The sequence below is a fragment of the Aerococcus sp. HMSC062A02 genome, assembly GCF_001809535.1.
GTDB lineage: Bacteria > Bacillota > Bacilli > Lactobacillales > Aerococcaceae > Aerococcus.
The window spans coordinates 66,981-83,292 of sequence record NZ_KV797939.1; the positions used below are offsets into that span (position 1 = coordinate 66,981).

Genomic DNA, 16,312 nt, shown 5'->3' on the forward strand with positions numbered 1-16,312 from the left:
GCCGCTCTTATCCTCTTTGCCTCCAGTCATCCCTATCTAGCCGCCTTTGCTTACACCCTCCAGTTGCGTTCGGTTGCGCAGAAGTGGCTCCCTCACACCCTAGTTGGGCTCAGGCTAGCAGAAATAGCTCCTCTTCACCAAAACCCGTCGAAGGCTTTCATCCTTCTCTGGCTTTTGGCTCCAGAGGTCTATTTCTCCCGCTAGCCTTCACACCCTATCTAGTCGGGTTCGACTTGGCAGGCTTGGCGTGATTTCACAAGTAAGGAACGAACGAATGCTTCGCTCTTATCCTTAATTGCTCCAATCATCCAAGCCAAAACCTCAAGTCTCTCACCCTTATTTAGTCAGGTTCGACTTGGCAGGCTTGGAGTGATTTCACAAGTAAGGAACGAGCGAATGCTTCGCTCTTATCCTTAATTGCTCCAATCATCCAAGCCTAACCCCCAAGTCTCTCACCCTTATTCTTCAGAGTCTAAGATAATAGTTACTGGGCCATCGTTGGTTAGGCTAACTTGCATGTCAGCACCGAACTGGCCTTCTTCGACGTCAAGATCATAGGCTTCGCGTAGTTTTTGATTGAGCGCCAGGTAGATTTTTTCACCGTGGTCGGGATGGGCGGCGTCTACAAAGGAAGGTCGGTTGCCCTTGCGTGTCCGGGCATAGAGGGTGAACTGGGAGATGGAAAGGATCTTGCCGCCTACCTGGTTAATGTCCAGGTTGAGTTTGCCCTCTTCATCAGCAAAAATTCGCATTTTGGCAATTTTTCTTGCCATATAGTCCACCGTTTCCTCGTTGTCGTCATCATGGACACCTACTAGGAGCATGAAACCTTCTTGAATAGCGCCCAAAGTCTGGTCGTCAACACTTACAGATGCTTGGCTAACACGTTGAATAATTACTCGCACAGTCACTCTTCCTTTCTTTTTACTGGGTGGAGGCCCGCTCCACCACATAGACGTCAGGGATATCCTTCACCTTATCAATGATCTTATCCAACTGGTCAATGTTTTGGATAGCCAGGCGGAGGCGTATCTTGGCCATGTTGGTCTTGTGGTCAACATTCCCGTTAATGTTAGAGATCGACTTGGTCAAGGGACTGACCACCTGGATGATTTCATTCAAGAGCCCACTCCGTTCAAAGGCTTCGATCACCAGTTCCACCTCAAAGCTGATATCCGCATCATCCTGGGTATTCTCCCACTCAACTTCAATCAGGCGATCAGAAAGTTCATCATCCAAATCGACATTCTTACAATCGCGGCGGTGGACAGAAATCCCCCGTCCCTTGGTAATATAACCGACAATATCATCCCCAGGCACCGGTGTACAGCAGTGGGCCAGGCGGAAGAGCAGGTTGTCAGCCCCCTCCACGAAGACGCCATCATTATGGCGGACAGTCATGGCGGGCTTGCGGTCCTTCTCCTCTTCATCGTGGATAACTTCTTCCAGATCCTTCTTATGCAATTCCTCCCGGCGTTTAGCCCGAGCCTTTTCTATCAGGCGGTTGGCCACGGCCGAAGCCGACAGTTCACCAAAACCAACTGCTGCAAAGAGGTCATCTAAGGAAGAGAAGTTAAAGCGTTCCAAAAGATCAGCCTGCCTGGTCTTGGTATAGAGGTCCTTGAAGGCAAAGCCGCTCTCATTGACCGCATCTTCGACTGCTTGTCGTCCCTTTTCCAGGTTCTCTTCCCGGTCTAAGAGCTTGAAGAAACGCTTAATCTTGTTCTTGGCCCGGTTGGTTGCCACTAGGTTGACCCAGTCTCGACTAGGGCCGGCGGAATTCTTCGAGGTTAGGATTTCCACAATATCGCCATTCTCTAACTTATAGTTAAGCGGGACAATTTTAGAATTGACCTTAGCTCCGATCGTTTTATTCCCTACCTCTGTGTGGATCTGGTAGGCAAAGTCCAGCGGTCCTGCCCCTGATGGTAACTCCTGGACGTCGCCTTGGGGGGTGAAGACGTAAACCTTGTCCTTGAAAATGTCTTCCTTGACGCTTTCTACAAAGTTTTCTGCGTCAACCGAATCATCTTGGAGGTCTTGGATTTGTTGGAACCAGGCGATCTGGTCATCTAAGTCATCCTTTTCTACTTCACCGGTAACGCCCTTCTTATAGGCCCAGTGCGCAGCAACCCCGTATTCGGCAACTTCATGCATCTGGTAGGTGCGGATCTGAATTTCAACCGGGACTCCCTTATCCCCTAATACCGTGGTATGGAGGGACTGGTACATGTTGGCCTTGGGCATGGCGATATAGTCCTTGAAGCGGTTAGGAAGGGGCTTCCAGTTAGTGTGGACAACTCCCAGGACGGCATAACAATCCTTGACCGTGTCGACCAGAACCCGGATAGCTAGGAGGTCGTAAATTTCCGAGAACTCCTTCTTCTGCTTCTTCATCTTCCGGTAGATGGAATAGATGTGCTTGGGCCTCCCATAGATTTCGAAGGGCTCTGCAATGACGCCCTCCATCTGAGCTTGGAGTTTTTCAATGGTTTCATTGATGTAGTTCTCCCGCTCATCCCGCTTGGCATTCATCAGATGAACAATTTGATAGTAGGCTTCGGGATTAATATAACGCAGGCAGGTATCTTCTAATTCCCACTTGATCTGGCTCATCCCCAAGCGGTCAGCCAGCGGGGCATAGATCTCCAGCGTTTCTCTAGAAATACTGACCTGCTTTTCGGGTTTATGCCACTTAAGGGTCCGCATATTGTGGAGGCGGTCAGCTAATTTTACCATAATTACGCGGAGGTCATTGGCCATGGCGAGGAGCATTTTTTGGTGGTTTTCCGCCTGCTGCTGCTCCTGGGACCGGTATTTCAGCTTCCCTAATTTGGTTACCCCGTCCACCAGAGTCGCCACTGTATCGGAGAAGAAATAAGCAATATCATCCAAGGAAATGCCCGTGTCTTCCACCACATCGTGGAGAAAACCGGTCGCCACCGTGTCAGGATCCATGTGAAGCTCCGCTAGAATCGAAGCCACCTGGATAGGATGGGTAAAGTAAGGCTCTCCCGATTTGCGAACTTGGTCACGATGGGCCCGCTCAGCAAAATCAGCCGCCTTAGAGACAAAGGCCAGCTTATCTTCTGGCATATAGGACTTGCAGAGGTCCAATACTTCTTCTTTAGTATAATTTTGTTTTTCAGACATCAAACCTACCCCTTTCTAATTACATCTCAATACCGCGGACAGTCTTAGGTAAGCTATGGCAGTTTAGATGTCTTTTGATGAATGGTTTAACTCATATTTTACCATATCTGAGAGGATAATGAGAAGTATTCCTTTAAATGGAATCCTTAGTCGCTTCCGCTCGGCCCTTAACGGCATAGATACCAAACCAGTCGCCCCGGCGGACGATCTCTTCGATACGGAAATCTGCTTGGATCAAGGCCGCCTTGATTGCTTCAAATTCCTTATAGTAGATGCCCGAGAGGATGAACTTCCCTTGAGGCTCAAGGCAGTCATAGGCTTGGGGGATGAGCGGGATCAAAATATCAGCCAAGATATTAGCCGTAATCAGGTCGACGGGGTCAGAAATCCTGCTTAGCTTATCATTAGCCCGAGCCGAGCACCGGTCAGCCACCTGGTTGACTTCAAAATTTTTCTGGGCAATGGGAATGACTTGCTCATCATAGTCAAAAGCCTGGACGGACTGGGCCCCCAGCTTAGCTGCTGCAATAGCAAGGATCCCTGAACCGGTGCCCACATCATAGACCCGGTCCTCCGGTTCGAGATAGCTTTCCAGAAGTTGGAGGGAGAGCTGGGTAGTGGCATGGTCCCCGGTCCCAAAGGCCATTTCAGGGTCCATATAGATAGGAATCAGGACCTGGGTCTCTTCTTCTTGCCAAGAAGGAATAATATGAATAAAACGACTGATCACTATGGGCTGGTAGTAACGCTTCCACTCTTCCTCCCAGTTGGTCTCCGCCAATTGACCAATCGCGATTTCTTCTTCGCTATAGACTGGGTCTAAATCCCTCAAAGCTGCTAAAAGAGCCTGAGCCAGGTCTTCCTTGGACCAAGCCGTATCAGAAAAATAGCCCACCACCTGGGGAAAGCGCGGATAAGCCTGGCGCTTGGCCTCTAACTTAACCACTGATCCTTCCTCTTCCAGCGCATCAAAATCCTTGACATCTTGGATCACAGCCCCCTGTGACCCCAATGCCAACAAGCTGTCTGACACCTGGTCGGAATCTCCGTATTTGACGTCGATTGTCACCTCATAGAATCCCATTAATATACCTCCAATGAATAGCGTTCTTTGTTTCCATAACGGTTGACTGCCTGACGCTGGGCAACATCTTGACTCACTGCCTCATGAGGCCAAGTCAAATCGAGCGTCTCCCGCTTACCCCGGTCCAGTTCGCGCAACTGTTGGTCAGCTTGGCGGAGGGTGTAGCGCATCCATTTGAGAAGAACCTGGACATAGTCGCCCGTATAAGTCCCATTGCCTAGGTTAGGTGCCAGGATAAAAATCCCAGGCTGCAAGCTAATATCTTTGCTATAATAGCCGAAACGAAAGGTTAAACTCAAATAAGCAAATTGATTGCTTTGCTTATTTAAGGCGTCTCGCATCATATGATCGGAAGCCAGCTCCTGCCGACTGGGCAGGTGAACTTGGAGAATAATCCCTGTACTCCTCTCATCATAGGTTAATTGCCAGGGAAACTGGAAGCGTAAACCCTGCCACTCCTGGTATAGGTATTCAAATAAGCTCTTTTCGGTCATCTGTCCACACTCCTTTTGGTCATTGCTTGCCCTATCTTGGGGCCTTCACTTCTCTCTATTATAGCTTATCCATCCTTGTTCTCCTAATTTATTAAAAGTTCTCTAAAGCCCTCTTTTCACTGACCTTGACCAAAGAAGATATGCTATACTATTGGAAGACAGTGTTAAAAATGGGGTGTAAGGATGTCCGAACGTAATCTGACAACAAAAGATATTTTACAAAAAGAATTTAAACCAGCCATCCGCGGCTTTAACATGCAAGAAGTGGATGAATTTCTAGATATCATCATGCGGGACTATGAGTCCTATGAAAAAGAAATTGCCTACTTACAAGCCGAACTGGAGAAAGCCAAGCGGCAGACTGGCGAAGATAAGAGTCGGCAAAGCCGATCCAAAGCTAGCGGAACTAACAAAACCGGTGCAACCACCAATTATGATATTCTCCGCCGCCTATCCAAATTAGAGAAGGCGGTCTTTGGTTCCCAAAGCTATGACGAAGAAGACCATATGGACGATACCATTATTCGCCAAAATTATTAGCATTTTACGCCGACTTGCGTTATAATGAGTTATCATATGTAAATTTCGGGTAATCGCGGGTAGTCATACCTGAGGAAAGTCCATGCTCACACTGACTGAGAGGTCAGTAGTGTTCGTGCTTAGCGAAAACATAAGCTAAGGCATAGACGGCGGGAAAAACGGCTTCAGCCCTAGGGCTATGCCCCAGTATCCCTGAAAAGTGCCACAGTGACGAAGTTAGTTGGGAAACCAGCTAAGTGGAACGAGGTAAACCCCTCGAGTGAGCAACCCAAATTCGGTAGGGGCACTTGGCAAGCAGAAATGAATGTGAGCCGAGGCAGCAATGCAGATAGATGATTACCGAACTTGCAAACAACCTGGGATGCAAGGGAACAGAACATGGCTTATAGAAATTTACATCAGGTTTGTAAAGAATCCAAGCTTGTGTGGTCTATCCCCAGGCTTGGATTTTTTATATTTTTATCGATTATTTTTTTGTGTTGGTAACTAGACATTGATTACCAGCACAGTATGTTAAAAAATTATAAGGAGGATTCCATGAAGACGTATCAGTTAATGGCCAGCTGCGCGAGCGGGATCGAGGCCCTGGTGAAGAATGAATTAAAGGCCCTGGGCTATGACTGCCAGGTCGAGAACGGCCGGGTCCGCTTTGAAGGGGCTCCCCAGGACGTTGCCCGGACCAATATCCAATTGCGGACAGCTGACCGGGTTAAAATTATCGTCGGTGAATTTGAAGCCAAAACTTTCGAGGCTCTCTTCGACCAAGTCAAGGCCCTCAATTGGTCGGATCTCCTGCCCTTCGACGCCAATTTCCCTGTCTCAGGCAAGTCCGTCAAGTCCCAGCTCCATTCGGTTCCCACCTGCCAGAAGATGGTTAAAAAAGCTATTGTGGACCACTTAAAAGAGGCTTATTTCCGGCGCGGACAGCTGCCTGAAACCGGTGCCCGCTACCCCATTGAGATCAGCATCCACAAAGACCAGGCCCTCCTAACCCTGGATACGACGGGAGATAGCTTGTTTAAGCGGGGTTACCGCCAGGTTAAAGGGGGCGCACCACTCAAGGAAAACTTTGCAGCTTCCTTGGTTAAACTAACGACCTGGTTCCCCGACCGGCCCTTGGTAGACCCTACCTGTGGCTCAGGGACCATCGCCATTGAAGCCGCCCTGATTGGGATGAATATTGCTCCCGGTATGCACCGGCACTTTGTCTGCGAGGACTGGGATATCTTCCGAGACCAGGAATTCGACAAGGAGCGGGCTGCTGCTAAGGCGGCCATTGACCATAACATCCAATTGGACATCCAGGCTTCGGATATTGACCACCGCATGGTTGAAATTGCCAAGGCCAATGCCCAAGCGGCAGGAGTTGACCATCAAATTACCTTTAAGCAGATGCAAGTAGCTGACTTTACAACGAATAAAGACTTCGGCATTATGATCAGCAACCCGCCTTATGGGGAACGTCTCAACGACGAAGACAGTGTCCACCAACTCTACCAGGAGATGGGCGAGGTTTTCCGGCCCCTAGAGACCTGGAGCAAGTATATCCTGACTTCAGACTTGGCCTTTGAGGACTATTACGGTGACAAGGCCACCAAGAAGCGCAAACTCTACAACGGCGCTTTGCGGACCGACTTCTTCCAATTCTGGGGAAAGAAGAAGAAAGCGCATTAAGCTAAAGCGAGGCCTGGCGCATGGCCTGCTTGGCGAGCTGGTCAGCCCCCCGGTTGTCAGCTTCCGGTACCCAGTTCAAATGAAATTGAGGAAATTTAGCAAGAGCAAGTAAGATAGCCTGGATGGCCTGGCTATAGGGACTGTTCTTGCTTTTTTTCTTGCGTATGGCGTCATAAACGGCCCGACTATCCGTTTGACAAATGATCAGGTCATCTGTACGTCCTTGGTCTTCGAGTAGCTCTAAAGCGATTTTAAGGGCAGAGAATTCAGCTAAGTGGTTGTCCATTTTTTGAGGCAGAGAGAATTTGAGGGGGTATTGCTTGCCCCCTTCCAGCCAGAGAATCCCGACCCCCGCCCGGCCGTCCTTAACATTGACCGAAGCATCGATGGCGAGACGTATCACCTAGATCACCCCTTTCATGATTTTTCTAAGTAAGCGGTAAGTGTCGTCTTCTGGATCAGCTGTCGCTAGAGCAGTCAATAAGTCAGCGGGTGACTGGTCGAGCTCTTCTTCGAAGGGATAGACTAAGCCCGTCAGAAGTACCCACTCCTCCTCCAGATAGGCCTTAACCAAGGGCTCCTTAAAGAAACAAGCCTCCAAGTAGTCTTGACCAGCCTGGAAGAAAGACCGGTCCTGGGGCTGGTCTAAAGTAGCTAAATGGAGCTCATGGCACTTCCCTAACGGTCCCTCTAGAACTAAGTGGCCTTGGTCTCCAGCCTCCAACAAGCGCGCCAGGAAATCCGTCCGTACCAGACTAGGTCCAGGATGTCTAGTCAGATAGGCTCGGATGAAAGTTTGAACCTGGTCAGCTGCTAAGCTGTCTAAGACCTGGTAGCAGGCCATAGCCTGGCTCGGATCCGAGGCCAAGTCGCTATCTAAGTAAGCGGTCAGAGCCATTTGACTAGCAGCCGCTTCTTTAGCAGCTATTTGATCGGGATAGAAGATAAAATCGATCCAATCCTGATCGACAGCTGGTCCCTGACGCACAAAAAGCCCCAACTCTGAAAACTCTTTCAAAGTACTTGGGGCTGTCTGAGCCAGTAGGGACATGGCACTTTCATATAAGAGGAGTGCTCGGTCTTGGTCAAGCTCCTCTAAAACTTGCTGGGTCAAGGCCAGAGCTAGGTCAGCCTGGTCCTGGTCCAGCAATACCTGGAGTAAGTCCAGGAAAAACTTGGAAAAATTTCCAGCCAGTTGCTGAGCTTGGCGGATAGCTGCCAGGCCCTGACTGAGACCCCCTGCTGTCTTAAGAGCTAGGGCTTCCTCGATCAGGGTCCGGCATTCAGCATTTCTTTCCATAGACATGGCACATGCCTCCCTTTGTTGTCACATTCTCCTTAAAATTGACGAAAACGCGCTTCGCGAGCTAGGCGGATGGCTTCAGCTGACTTGCCATCCCAGTCCTCTAATTCCTTGATGAGCATGGTTTTGATATTGTCAGCTAAGTGTTCCTTGATGATCGCCTCTCCCCGCTGGCGGACGGGAATAATTTCATCCACTACCCCCAATTCATAGAGGTCTTTAGCGGTGAACTTCATCAGTTCCGCTGCCTCATTGGCCCGGTTAACATCTTTCCACAGAATGGTCGCAAAGCCTTCTGGGGAAAGAATGGAATACATGGCGTCTTCTAGGATCCAAACCCGGTTGGTCACTGCCAGGGCTAGGGCCCCACCGCTCCCTCCTTCACCAATTAAGACGGAGATATTAGGAGCAGATAAACGACCGAAAGCCTGCATGGACCGGGCAATCGCTTCACCAACCCCCCGGTCTTCCGCTTCCATATCGCAAAAAGCACCAGAAGTATTGATAAAGCTAATGACCGGACGCTTAAATTTATCGGCTTGTTCCACTAGGCGGATGGCCTTGCGGTAACCCTCCGCATGGGGAGAACCAAAGTTCCGTTCCACATTTTCTTTAGTGGTGTGACCCTTTTCTGTCCCGATAATGGTCACTGGCCGGCCATCTAAACGACCCACCCCACCATAAATCGCGGCATCGTCCCCATAGGCCCGGTCGCCGTGGAATTCATAGAAATCGTCACAGATGTAATTGGCCAATTCCGAAGTGGTCAAGCGTTGGGTATCCCGAGCAGCTTTAACGACCTCACTCGGATGGAGAGAAGGTCGTTTTTTTGAATGACTTTCTAGCATAATACACTCCTTAAGCTTGGCAATGGATGGACAGCAAGGCAGATAGTTCTTCTCTTAATTGCTGGCGGGGGATGATTCGGTCAACGAAACCATGGGCCAGTTGGTGCTCAGCACTCTGGAAGCTGTCAGGCACGGCCTGGTGGATAGTTTGTTCGATCACCCGTTTGCCGGCAAAGCCAATTAAAGCACCAGGTTCAGCACAGATAATATCAGCCTGCATGGCAAAACTAGCTGTTACCCCGCCCGTTGTTGGATCAGTCAAAACGGCCAGGTAGAGGAGACCGGCCTCACTGTGTCGTTCCACAGCCAGCGAAATCTTGGCCATCTGCATGAGGGAAACAATCCCTTCTTGCATCCGAGCCCCCCCACTCGCTGTAAAGACCACAACTGGTAGGCTTTCTTTAAGGGCTAACTCGAAGAGGGAGGTTAACTTCTCCCCCACCCGGGCGCCCATGGACCCCATCATGAAGAAAGGATTCATACAGGCAAAGGCAAGTTCCTGTCCATTGAGCTTACCAAGGCCCGTGGTGATGGCTTCATCCGTCTGAGCCCGGTCTTGGGCCTTGGCGCGCTTCTCCTCATAACCTGGAAAGTCCAGGGGATTGGCATGACCCCCATCTTCAAAAAGAGGCTCAAAAGAATCTGGATCCAAGATCAAACGAATCCGTTCCTGGGCTGAAATCCGGAAATGATAGTCACAGTTGCTGCAGACATAGGCCGGTTTCATATCCTGGGTCAGGATAGTTTGCTGGCACTGGGGACACTTCTGCCACATGCCGTCAGGAATATAGGGCTTGTGGTTGGGATCAACAACGTCCACTTGACTAGACTGGGGCACATGAATATAAGATTTCTTTTTCCGCTTGAAAGCCATCAGCTCAGCTCCCTTCTCAGTTTGATTGTTCGGCTAGCCAGGCAGGTAAGAGGCTGGCTTCCAGGTGGTCATTACTATAGTCACCGGAAAGGAAACCGTCATCCTCTAGAATGGCCTGGAGAAGGGCCTGGTTGGAGGCAATGCCTTCAATCCGCAACTCTCCTAGGGCCCGCTTCATCCGTTGCACGGCTTCTTCTCGATCCGCTCCGTAAGCAATCAATTTAGCAAACATATTATCATAGTATGGCGGCATTTGATAGCCATTATAAACACTTGATTCTAGTCGCAAGCCCAAATTACCTGCCGGAAAATGAATAAAGTCAAAGGATCCGGTCGAAGGATAGAAGTGGTCTTCTGGCCGCTCCGCATTCAAGCGGACCTCAATGGCATGCCCTTCAAAGTGAATATCCTCCTGGTCCAAGCTTAGGGGTTGACCAGCCGCAATTTCAATTTGCTTTTTGACCAAGTCGACGCCGGTAATCATTTCCGTGATTGGATGTTCCACCTGGATCCGGGTATTCATCTCCATAAAATAAAAGTTCTGGTCATAGTCTACCAGGAATTCAATGGTGCCCGCCCCCGTGTAATTGACTTCTTCACCAGCTTTAACAGCTGCTGCACAGATCTTTTCGCGCGTTGTTTGGCTAATAAAGGGACTTGGACTCTCTTCGAGTACTTTTTGGTGGTTGCGCTGGAGGGAGCATTCCCGCTCCCCTAGATGGACCACCTTACCATAGTTATCACCGAGGATTTGAACTTCAATGTGGTGGGCAGGATGGATGACCTTCTCCATGTAGAGCTGGTCATTCTGGAAGTTCTGCTGGGCTTCCAAGCGGGCCTCATCGAAGGCCGCCTGCAAATGACTAGCCTGGTTAACCAGGCGCATGCCCTTGCCCCCGCCCCCAGCCGTTGCCTTGAAGAGAACAGGATAACCGACTTCTTCAGCAATGGCTTGGGCTTCCTCAGCACTACGAACAAAGTCTTCACTCCCCGGAATAACCGGCACCTTAGCGGCCTTCATGGTATCCCGGGCATGTTGCTTATCCCCCATCTGGTCAATCACATCCGCTTCCGGTCCGATAAAGACAATATTCATCTCCCGGCAGAGGCGGGCAAATTTACTGTTTTCTGATAAGAAGCCAAAACCGGGATGGATGGCCTGGGCCCCAGTAACGACAGCTGCGCTGAGGATAGAGGGCATGTTTAAATAGGAGTCCGCTGCGGACGCTTTCCCAATACAGACTGCCTCATCAGCTAAGGAGACATGCATTGCATCGGCATCCGCTTCGGAGTATACAGCCACTGTTTGGATGCCCATCTCCTTACAAGTTCGAATGATTCGAACGGCGATTTCGCCACGGTTGGCAATAAGTATTTTCTTAAACATTTGACCACTTTCTTTATTACTTAAATATCGCGTTCAACATCTGATACGGCGAAAGTCATTTGGCATTCACTGCATAGAACGCCATCTTCACGGTGAATGGTAGCCTTAGCCAAGCCAATATTCCGCTTAATCTTTAAGATATCAACGGTTACGGTAAGGACATCGCCTGGCACAACCTTCTGGCGGAATTTAACCTTATCCACTCCTGCTAAATATCCGGTCCGCTTGGTGAGGCCATCCGTCATCAAGAGTGGAATCGAACCAGCCTGGGCCATGGTTTCAATTTGAAGGACGCCTGGCATGACTGGTTCACCTGGGAAGTGGCCGACAAAATAAGGCTCGTTAATGGTCACGTTCTTGCGTGCCACCACGCGTTTGCCAACCTCTAATTCCGTTACCCGGTCAATAAAACAAATTGGATAGCGGTTAGGAATGATGTCCATAATCTCTTGGGCATCTAAGATAATTTCATTATTTTCCACACGATCTCTCCTTAACTAATCTCAAATAGAGGCTGGCCGTATTCAACGACTTCACCGTCCTTGACTAAAATCTGACTGATGGTCCCTGAGCATTCAGCTGGGATTTCATTCATAATCTTCATGGCTTCAACGATACATACCGTTTCCCCCGCCTGGATGGTCTGACCCAAGCTCACATAAGGGTCACGGTCAGGACCTGGCGCTAGGTAGACCACACCCACAATAGGACTGGTCACAACTTGGCCAGAGAAGCTTTCTTCTTCCTTGGTCGCTTCTTCTGCCGCTGGGTCAGGAGCAGACGTTGCCTCAGCTTGACCTGCCTTTTCAGCAGCCAAGGCGTCGACAGAACTGGCCGCTTGGTCTATGCCCTTAGCATTGAGGGCATCGGTTTCCAACTTGGACATGACAATCTCTAAGTCTTCATTCTTGAAGACAAATTGCTGTAAACTGGATGCATCTACGGCTTGGATAAGCGCCTTAATTTCTTTTGTTTCCATTAGTCTTGAGTCACCTTCTTAAAGCAAATCACCGTATTGTGGCCACCGAAACCAAGGGCATTAGAAACTAAAGCATCAATTTGGCGGTCTTCCCCTTGGCCAGTTACCAGGTGGAGGTCACAGTCTTCATCTGGCACTTGGTAGCCTACCATGCCTGGGATAAAGCTTTCTTCCATAGCTTTAATACTAGCAATCGCTTCAACGGCACCCGCAGCGCCCAAGAGATGGCCGACTGCCGCCTTGGTTGAGCTCACTGCGACGTCTTGACTATAATCGCCAAAAGCCGTTTTGATGACATGGCTTTCTACTCGGTCATTAGTTGGGGTAGAGGTTCCGTGGGCGTTGACATATTGCACATCGTCTTGGCCGAGGCCAGCTTCATTTAGAGCAAGTTCAATAGCCTTGACAGCTTCTTGGCCTTCTGCATGAGGAGCTGTCAGGTGGTAGGCGTCGGAAGTTGCTCCGTAGCCAGCCACTTCAGCGTAAATCTTAGCACCCCGGGCTTGGGCAGATTCTAAGCTTTCAAGAAGCAAGATGCCAGCTCCTTCGCCCATAATGAAGCCTGCCCGTTCCTTATCGAAGGGAATGGAGGCACGGTCAGGGTCAGAAGTGGTGTTCATCGCGGTGAGGTTTTCAAAGCCGGACATAGCAATCTCACAGATGGATGATTCCCCCCCACCAGCTAACATATAGTCGGCATAACCGTGCTTGATATAGCGGAAGGCTTCACCAATGGCATTATTAGCTGAAGCACAGGCTGTTGAGACGGTTTGGGCTGGGCCATGGATTCCAAAATGCATGGAGATATTGGCCCCACCCATGTTGGAGATGGCTATCGGAACGAATAAAGGATTCACCCTTTTTGGGCCCTTAGCAATCATCTTGCGGATCCCTGATTCCATTTCTTGAACCCCACCAATACCGGTCCCAAAATAAATACCCACCCGGTCGCGGTCCACTTGGTCAAGGTCTAAGCCTGCGTCTTTGAGAGCTTCGCTTGATGCTGCAATGGCGTATTGGGCGTATGGCTCCATCCGTTTGGCTGACTTGCGATCCATATAATTCTTAGGGTCGAAGTCTTTGACTTCAGCTACTAACTGGGTATCCAGGCCGCTAGCATCGAACTTGGTAATCGGTCCAATACCGTGCTTGCCTGCTTTTAAATTGGTCCAAAATTCATCGACTGAATTTCCTAAGGGGGTCACAGCCCCTAGACCTGTCACTACAACTCTTCTCGTCATAAGAACCTCCTAGTTCATATTGAGACCACCGTTGATTTCAAGGGTGGTACCAGTAATATACTTGTTATTTGCTAGGAATAAGATCGCTTCTGCTACTTCCTCTTGTTCGCCGAAGCGCTTGAGCGGGATTTCATCTAGCATGGCTTCTTTTGTTTTGTCTGATAATTTATCGGTCATGTCGCTGGAAATGAAGCCAGGTGCCACGGCATTGACGGTGATGTGACGACTGGCTAGCTCGCGGGCTGCCGACCGGGTCAAACCGATCAAAGCAGCCTTGGAAGCCGAGTAATTAGCCTGGCCGACATTTCCAATAATGCCGGATAAACTCGATACATTTATGATAGCACCTCTACGTTGTTTTAGCATTATTTTTGACACATGACGGATCAAATTAAAGCTTCCCTTAAGGTTCACGTCAATGACTTGGTCGAAGTCTTCTTCAGACATCCGAATCAAGAGGCTATCCTTGGTAATCCCGGCATTGTTGACTAGGACATCCACTCGACCGAAGTCCTTGTGAATGGCTTTCACCACCTGGCTGGTCAAGTCAAAGTCTGAAACATCAGCCAGGTACTCTCTTACTTCTACCCCATAGTCCCGGATGGCTTCCAAGACCGATTCATCCGCTTGGGACCGGTTGACCATGGCAATGTGGTAGCCGGCCTTGGCAAAGGCGAGCGCCGTCGCGGTGCCGATGCCGCGGTTAGCACCTGTAATAATAAGTGTTTCTTCTTTAGACATATGCTTATTCTCCTGCTAATTCATTAATGGTTTTCTGTAAGTTATCGAGGTCGCCTATCCGGTAGCAAGCTACTGACCGGTCGATCTGCTTCATAAAGGAAGACAGGGTCTTGCCTGGACCGATTTCAATAAAACAATCCACGCCTTGGTCTAAGAGATAACGGATCGAATCCTCCCAGCGAACGGGACAGTACATCTGCTTGGCCAAGTTTTCTTTTAAATGCGCCATATCATGGGGTTGAGCTGTGGTATTAGAAATGACGGGATACTGCATGTGGTCAAAATCAACCGCCTCCAAAGCCTGCTTAAAATCCTCACTAGCAGGCTCCATCAAGGCCGTATGGAAGGGCCCAGAGACCTTGAGAGGGATTAGCTTCTTGCTCCCAGCAGCCTTGAGTTTCTCACAGGCTAGGTCAACTGGCTCTTCATACCCCCCAATGACCACTTGCTTAGAGGTATTGTAGTTAGCGGGGGCCACATAGGCGTCATTTTCTTCGCGGGCTTCTTGGCAGGCCGCTTCAATGGTCTCGCGGGGAGTGTTCATCACAGCCACCATTTTCCCTAAGCCGGAAGGTACAGCTTCGGCCATAATCTTGCCTCGCTGGCGGATTAAGTCCAAGCAAGAGGCATAAGACAAGGCGCCTGCATCCATCAGAGCCGCATATTCACCAAGGCTAAGCCCCAGACTATAGTCCGCCTGAATCCCCGCTTCATGGAGGACCCGGGTCAGCATAGCCTCAATCGTAATCAAGGCAGGCTGCGTATATTCGGTCTCATGGATCTTCTCATCGTCCTCAAAGCAGATTGCTTTCATATCATAGGATGTGACTGCGCTCGCTTCCTCAAAAAACGTCTCCAAGTGAGGATAGTGGGCTAAGATATCCTGCCCCATCCCCTTAAACTGAGCACCCTGGCCACTGTACATGAAGGCAATTGACATGGAATCCCTCTTTCTTTCCTTATTGTTTATTATTTATAGTTAAAATAAAAACAGTGAAAGCAATAAAAAAGTTAGCCCTCACTGTCCGTCTTAATTCATACTGGCATGCTGCTGAATCAGCTCGCGACATTCTTGCATGTAGGACTGAATAATTTCTTCACAGGCCTCTTCTTGGTGAATGAGTCCGGCAATCTGACCGGCCATTAATGAACTATTATCCACATCCCCATCAACAACCGCTCGTTTTAAGGCCCCTTTGGCTAAAGCTTCTAGCTTGGTCCAATCAGGTTGGTCCTTGGCCGCTTCTTCATGTTCCAGCTTAAGATATTTCTTCGTCAGTTTATTACGTAAAACACGGACTGGATGGCCAGTCGATTCGCCTGTAATCACTGTATCAATATCCTTGGCATTGATAATTTTTTTCTTGAAATTAGGATGGGCATTCGATTCCTTGGCGACCACAAAACGGGTACCCACTTGAATCCCTGAAGCACCCAGCATCAATGCAGCTGCCATGCCCCGGCCGTCACCAATCCCACCGGCTGCAATGACCGGAATATCGACGGCATCAACTACTTGTGGAACCAAGGCCATGGTGGTTAATTTACCAATATGACCACCGGACTCCATACCTTCCACAATCAGAGCGTCAACCCCCTCACGGGCCATGCGCTTAGCAAGGGCAACGGAAGCAACAACGGGAATCACCTTAATACCGGCTGCCTTGAAACGTTTCATGTACTTGCCTGGTGAACCCGCACCGGTTGTGACAATCTTTACGCCAGATTGGCAAAGATAGTCAACCAAGTCATCCACATGGGCATTGAGTAACATGACATTAACCGCAAATGGCTTGTCCGTTAAGGCCTGCATCTTCTCGACTTTTTCTTGGACGAGTTCAACAGGATCATGTCCCGTCCCAATCACACCTAAAGCTCCGGCATTAGAGACAGCAGATGCAAGGTCTGCATCTGCCACCCATGCCATGGCGCCTTGGACGATTGGGTAAGTGACACCCATTTCTTTCCATAAATCAGTTTTCATTAAGCGCCTA

At 49.5% G+C, this 16,312-nt stretch carries 18 protein-coding genes and 1 other RNA gene; 4 read left to right on the forward strand and 15 right to left on the reverse strand.

Going from position 1 to position 16,312, the window contains the following annotated elements; genetic code table 11:
- Positions 1-204: hypothetical protein (locus tag HMPREF2626_RS10230; protein WP_210382809.1), on the forward strand; the 204-nt coding region annotated here is incomplete at its 5' end.
- Between the two features lie 254 nt (positions 205-458).
- On the opposite strand, the gene dtd is transcribed toward HMPREF2626_RS10230, so the two are convergent.
- The 4 genes from dtd to HMPREF2626_RS07605 all read right to left on the reverse strand — a co-directional run bounded on the left by dtd (position 459) and on the right by HMPREF2626_RS07605 (position 4,731).
- Positions 459-905 carry a D-aminoacyl-tRNA deacylase gene (gene dtd, locus HMPREF2626_RS07590; protein ID WP_070619642.1) on the reverse strand — a complete coding sequence of 149 codons (447 nt, stop codon included), beginning with the start codon at positions 903-905 and terminating at the stop codon, positions 459-461.
- Positions 906-924: 19 nt separating this feature from the next.
- Positions 925-3,153, reverse strand: coding sequence for a RelA/SpoT family protein (locus HMPREF2626_RS07595; protein ID WP_070619645.1), 2,229 nt, complete (start codon positions 3,151-3,153; stop codon positions 925-927).
- Between the two features lie 133 nt (positions 3,154-3,286).
- Positions 3,287-4,237, reverse strand: a complete 951-nt coding sequence (gene prmA / locus HMPREF2626_RS07600; RefSeq protein WP_070619648.1) for a 50S ribosomal protein L11 methyltransferase — start codon at positions 4,235-4,237, stop codon at positions 3,287-3,289.
- Positions 4,237-4,731: a hypothetical protein gene (locus tag HMPREF2626_RS07605; protein WP_070619651.1), complete on the reverse strand. Its 495-nt coding sequence runs from the start codon at positions 4,729-4,731 to the stop codon at positions 4,237-4,239. Before HMPREF2626_RS07605 ends, prmA begins: the two co-directional genes overlap by 1 nt.
- Before the next feature lie 183 nt (positions 4,732-4,914).
- On the opposite strand from HMPREF2626_RS07605, the gene gpsB reads away from it, so the two are divergent.
- The 3 genes from gpsB to HMPREF2626_RS07620 all read left to right on the forward strand — a co-directional run bounded on the left by gpsB (position 4,915) and on the right by HMPREF2626_RS07620 (position 6,945).
- Entirely contained in the window at positions 4,915-5,271 is a 357-nt protein-coding gene (gene gpsB, locus HMPREF2626_RS07610) for a cell division regulator GpsB (RefSeq protein ID WP_070619653.1), read from the forward strand.
- 41 nt (positions 5,272-5,312) lie between these two features.
- Positions 5,313-5,662, forward strand: an RNA gene (gene rnpB, locus HMPREF2626_RS07615) — RNase P RNA component class B.
- A gap of 146 nt (positions 5,663-5,808) precedes the next feature.
- Positions 5,809-6,945 (forward strand): THUMP domain-containing class I SAM-dependent RNA methyltransferase, encoded by a 1,137-nt coding sequence (locus tag HMPREF2626_RS07620; RefSeq protein ID WP_070619655.1) that lies wholly within the window; start codon positions 5,809-5,811, stop codon positions 6,943-6,945.
- Position 6,946: 1 nt separating this feature from the next.
- On the opposite strand, the gene HMPREF2626_RS07625 is transcribed toward HMPREF2626_RS07620, so the two are convergent.
- From HMPREF2626_RS07625 to fabK, 11 genes are all read right to left on the reverse strand, one after another.
- Positions 6,947-7,348 (reverse strand): ribonuclease HI family protein, encoded by a 402-nt coding sequence (locus tag HMPREF2626_RS07625; protein ID WP_070619658.1) that lies wholly within the window; start codon positions 7,346-7,348, stop codon positions 6,947-6,949.
- Positions 7,349-8,251: a hypothetical protein gene (locus tag HMPREF2626_RS07630; RefSeq protein ID WP_070619661.1), complete on the reverse strand. Its 903-nt coding sequence runs from the start codon at positions 8,249-8,251 to the stop codon at positions 7,349-7,351. It abuts the gene before it with no gap.
- A 32-nt stretch (positions 8,252-8,283) separates the two neighbouring features.
- Positions 8,284-9,096: a carboxyltransferase subunit alpha gene (gene accA, locus HMPREF2626_RS07635; RefSeq protein WP_070619664.1), complete on the reverse strand. Its 813-nt coding sequence runs from the start codon at positions 9,094-9,096 to the stop codon at positions 8,284-8,286.
- A 10-nt stretch (positions 9,097-9,106) separates the two neighbouring features.
- Positions 9,107-9,970, reverse strand: coding sequence for an acetyl-CoA carboxylase, carboxyltransferase subunit beta (gene accD / locus HMPREF2626_RS07640; RefSeq protein ID WP_070619667.1), 864 nt, complete (start codon positions 9,968-9,970; stop codon positions 9,107-9,109).
- Positions 9,971-9,986: 16 nt separating this feature from the next.
- Entirely contained in the window at positions 9,987-11,357 is a 1,371-nt protein-coding gene (gene accC, locus HMPREF2626_RS07645) for an acetyl-CoA carboxylase biotin carboxylase subunit (RefSeq protein ID WP_070619670.1), read from the reverse strand.
- Between the two features lie 20 nt (positions 11,358-11,377).
- Complete coding sequence (fabZ, locus tag HMPREF2626_RS07650; RefSeq protein WP_083272359.1) at positions 11,378-11,839, reverse strand: 3-hydroxyacyl-ACP dehydratase FabZ; 462 nt, start codon at positions 11,837-11,839, stop codon at positions 11,378-11,380.
- A gap of 11 nt (positions 11,840-11,850) precedes the next feature.
- Complete coding sequence (gene accB / locus HMPREF2626_RS07655) at positions 11,851-12,336, reverse strand: acetyl-CoA carboxylase biotin carboxyl carrier protein (RefSeq protein ID WP_070619674.1); 486 nt, start codon at positions 12,334-12,336, stop codon at positions 11,851-11,853.
- Positions 12,336-13,577, reverse strand: a complete 1,242-nt coding sequence (fabF, locus tag HMPREF2626_RS07660) for a beta-ketoacyl-ACP synthase II (RefSeq protein ID WP_070619677.1) — start codon at positions 13,575-13,577, stop codon at positions 12,336-12,338. Before fabF ends, accB begins: the two co-directional genes overlap by 1 nt.
- Before the next feature lie 9 nt (positions 13,578-13,586).
- The gene (fabG, locus tag HMPREF2626_RS07665) at positions 13,587-14,318 is read right to left on the reverse strand and encodes a 3-oxoacyl-[acyl-carrier-protein] reductase (protein WP_070619680.1); all 732 of its coding nucleotides are present in this window, start codon (positions 14,316-14,318) and stop codon (positions 13,587-13,589) included.
- A 4-nt stretch (positions 14,319-14,322) separates the two neighbouring features.
- Positions 14,323-15,258: an ACP S-malonyltransferase gene (gene fabD, locus HMPREF2626_RS07670; protein ID WP_070619684.1), complete on the reverse strand. Its 936-nt coding sequence runs from the start codon at positions 15,256-15,258 to the stop codon at positions 14,323-14,325.
- A 90-nt stretch (positions 15,259-15,348) separates the two neighbouring features.
- Complete coding sequence (gene fabK / locus HMPREF2626_RS07675; protein ID WP_070619687.1) at positions 15,349-16,302, reverse strand: enoyl-[acyl-carrier-protein] reductase FabK; 954 nt, start codon at positions 16,300-16,302, stop codon at positions 15,349-15,351.
- Positions 16,303-16,312 lie beyond the last annotated feature (10 nt).

What these genes read in the sequence shown, in the direction of transcription:
- fabK (WP_070619687.1), bottom strand. Translation starts at nt 16,302, where the DNA reads ATGAAAACTGATTTATGGAAAGAAATGGGTGTCACTTACCCAATCGTC.
- HMPREF2626_RS07630 (WP_070619661.1), bottom strand. Translation starts at nt 8,251, where the DNA reads ATGTCTATGGAAAGAAATGCTGAATGCCGGACCCTGATCGAGGAAGCC.
- fabD (WP_070619684.1), bottom strand. Translation starts at nt 15,258, where the DNA reads ATGTCAATTGCCTTCATGTACAGTGGCCAGGGTGCTCAGTTTAAGGGG.
- accC (WP_070619670.1), bottom strand. Translation starts at nt 11,357, where the DNA reads ATGTTTAAGAAAATACTTATTGCCAACCGTGGCGAAATCGCCGTTCGA.
- HMPREF2626_RS07605 (WP_070619651.1), bottom strand. Translation starts at nt 4,731, where the DNA reads ATGACCGAAAAGAGCTTATTTGAATACCTATACCAGGAGTGGCAGGGT.
- accB (WP_070619674.1), bottom strand. Translation starts at nt 12,336, where the DNA reads ATGGAAACAAAAGAAATTAAGGCGCTTATCCAAGCCGTAGATGCATCC.
- HMPREF2626_RS07595 (WP_070619645.1), bottom strand. Translation starts at nt 3,153, where the DNA reads ATGTCTGAAAAACAAAATTATACTAAAGAAGAAGTATTGGACCTCTGC.
- HMPREF2626_RS07620 (WP_070619655.1), top strand. Translation starts at nt 5,809, where the DNA reads ATGAAGACGTATCAGTTAATGGCCAGCTGCGCGAGCGGGATCGAGGCC.
- accA (WP_070619664.1), bottom strand. Translation starts at nt 9,096, where the DNA reads ATGCTAGAAAGTCATTCAAAAAAACGACCTTCTCTCCATCCGAGTGAG.
- gpsB (WP_070619653.1), top strand. Translation starts at nt 4,915, where the DNA reads ATGTCCGAACGTAATCTGACAACAAAAGATATTTTACAAAAAGAATTT.
- fabG (WP_070619680.1), bottom strand. Translation starts at nt 14,318, where the DNA reads ATGTCTAAAGAAGAAACACTTATTATTACAGGTGCTAACCGCGGCATC.
- fabF (WP_070619677.1), bottom strand. Translation starts at nt 13,577, where the DNA reads ATGACGAGAAGAGTTGTAGTGACAGGTCTAGGGGCTGTGACCCCCTTA.
- accD (WP_070619667.1), bottom strand. Translation starts at nt 9,970, where the DNA reads ATGGCTTTCAAGCGGAAAAAGAAATCTTATATTCATGTGCCCCAGTCT.
- prmA (WP_070619648.1), bottom strand. Translation starts at nt 4,237, where the DNA reads ATGGGATTCTATGAGGTGACAATCGACGTCAAATACGGAGATTCCGAC.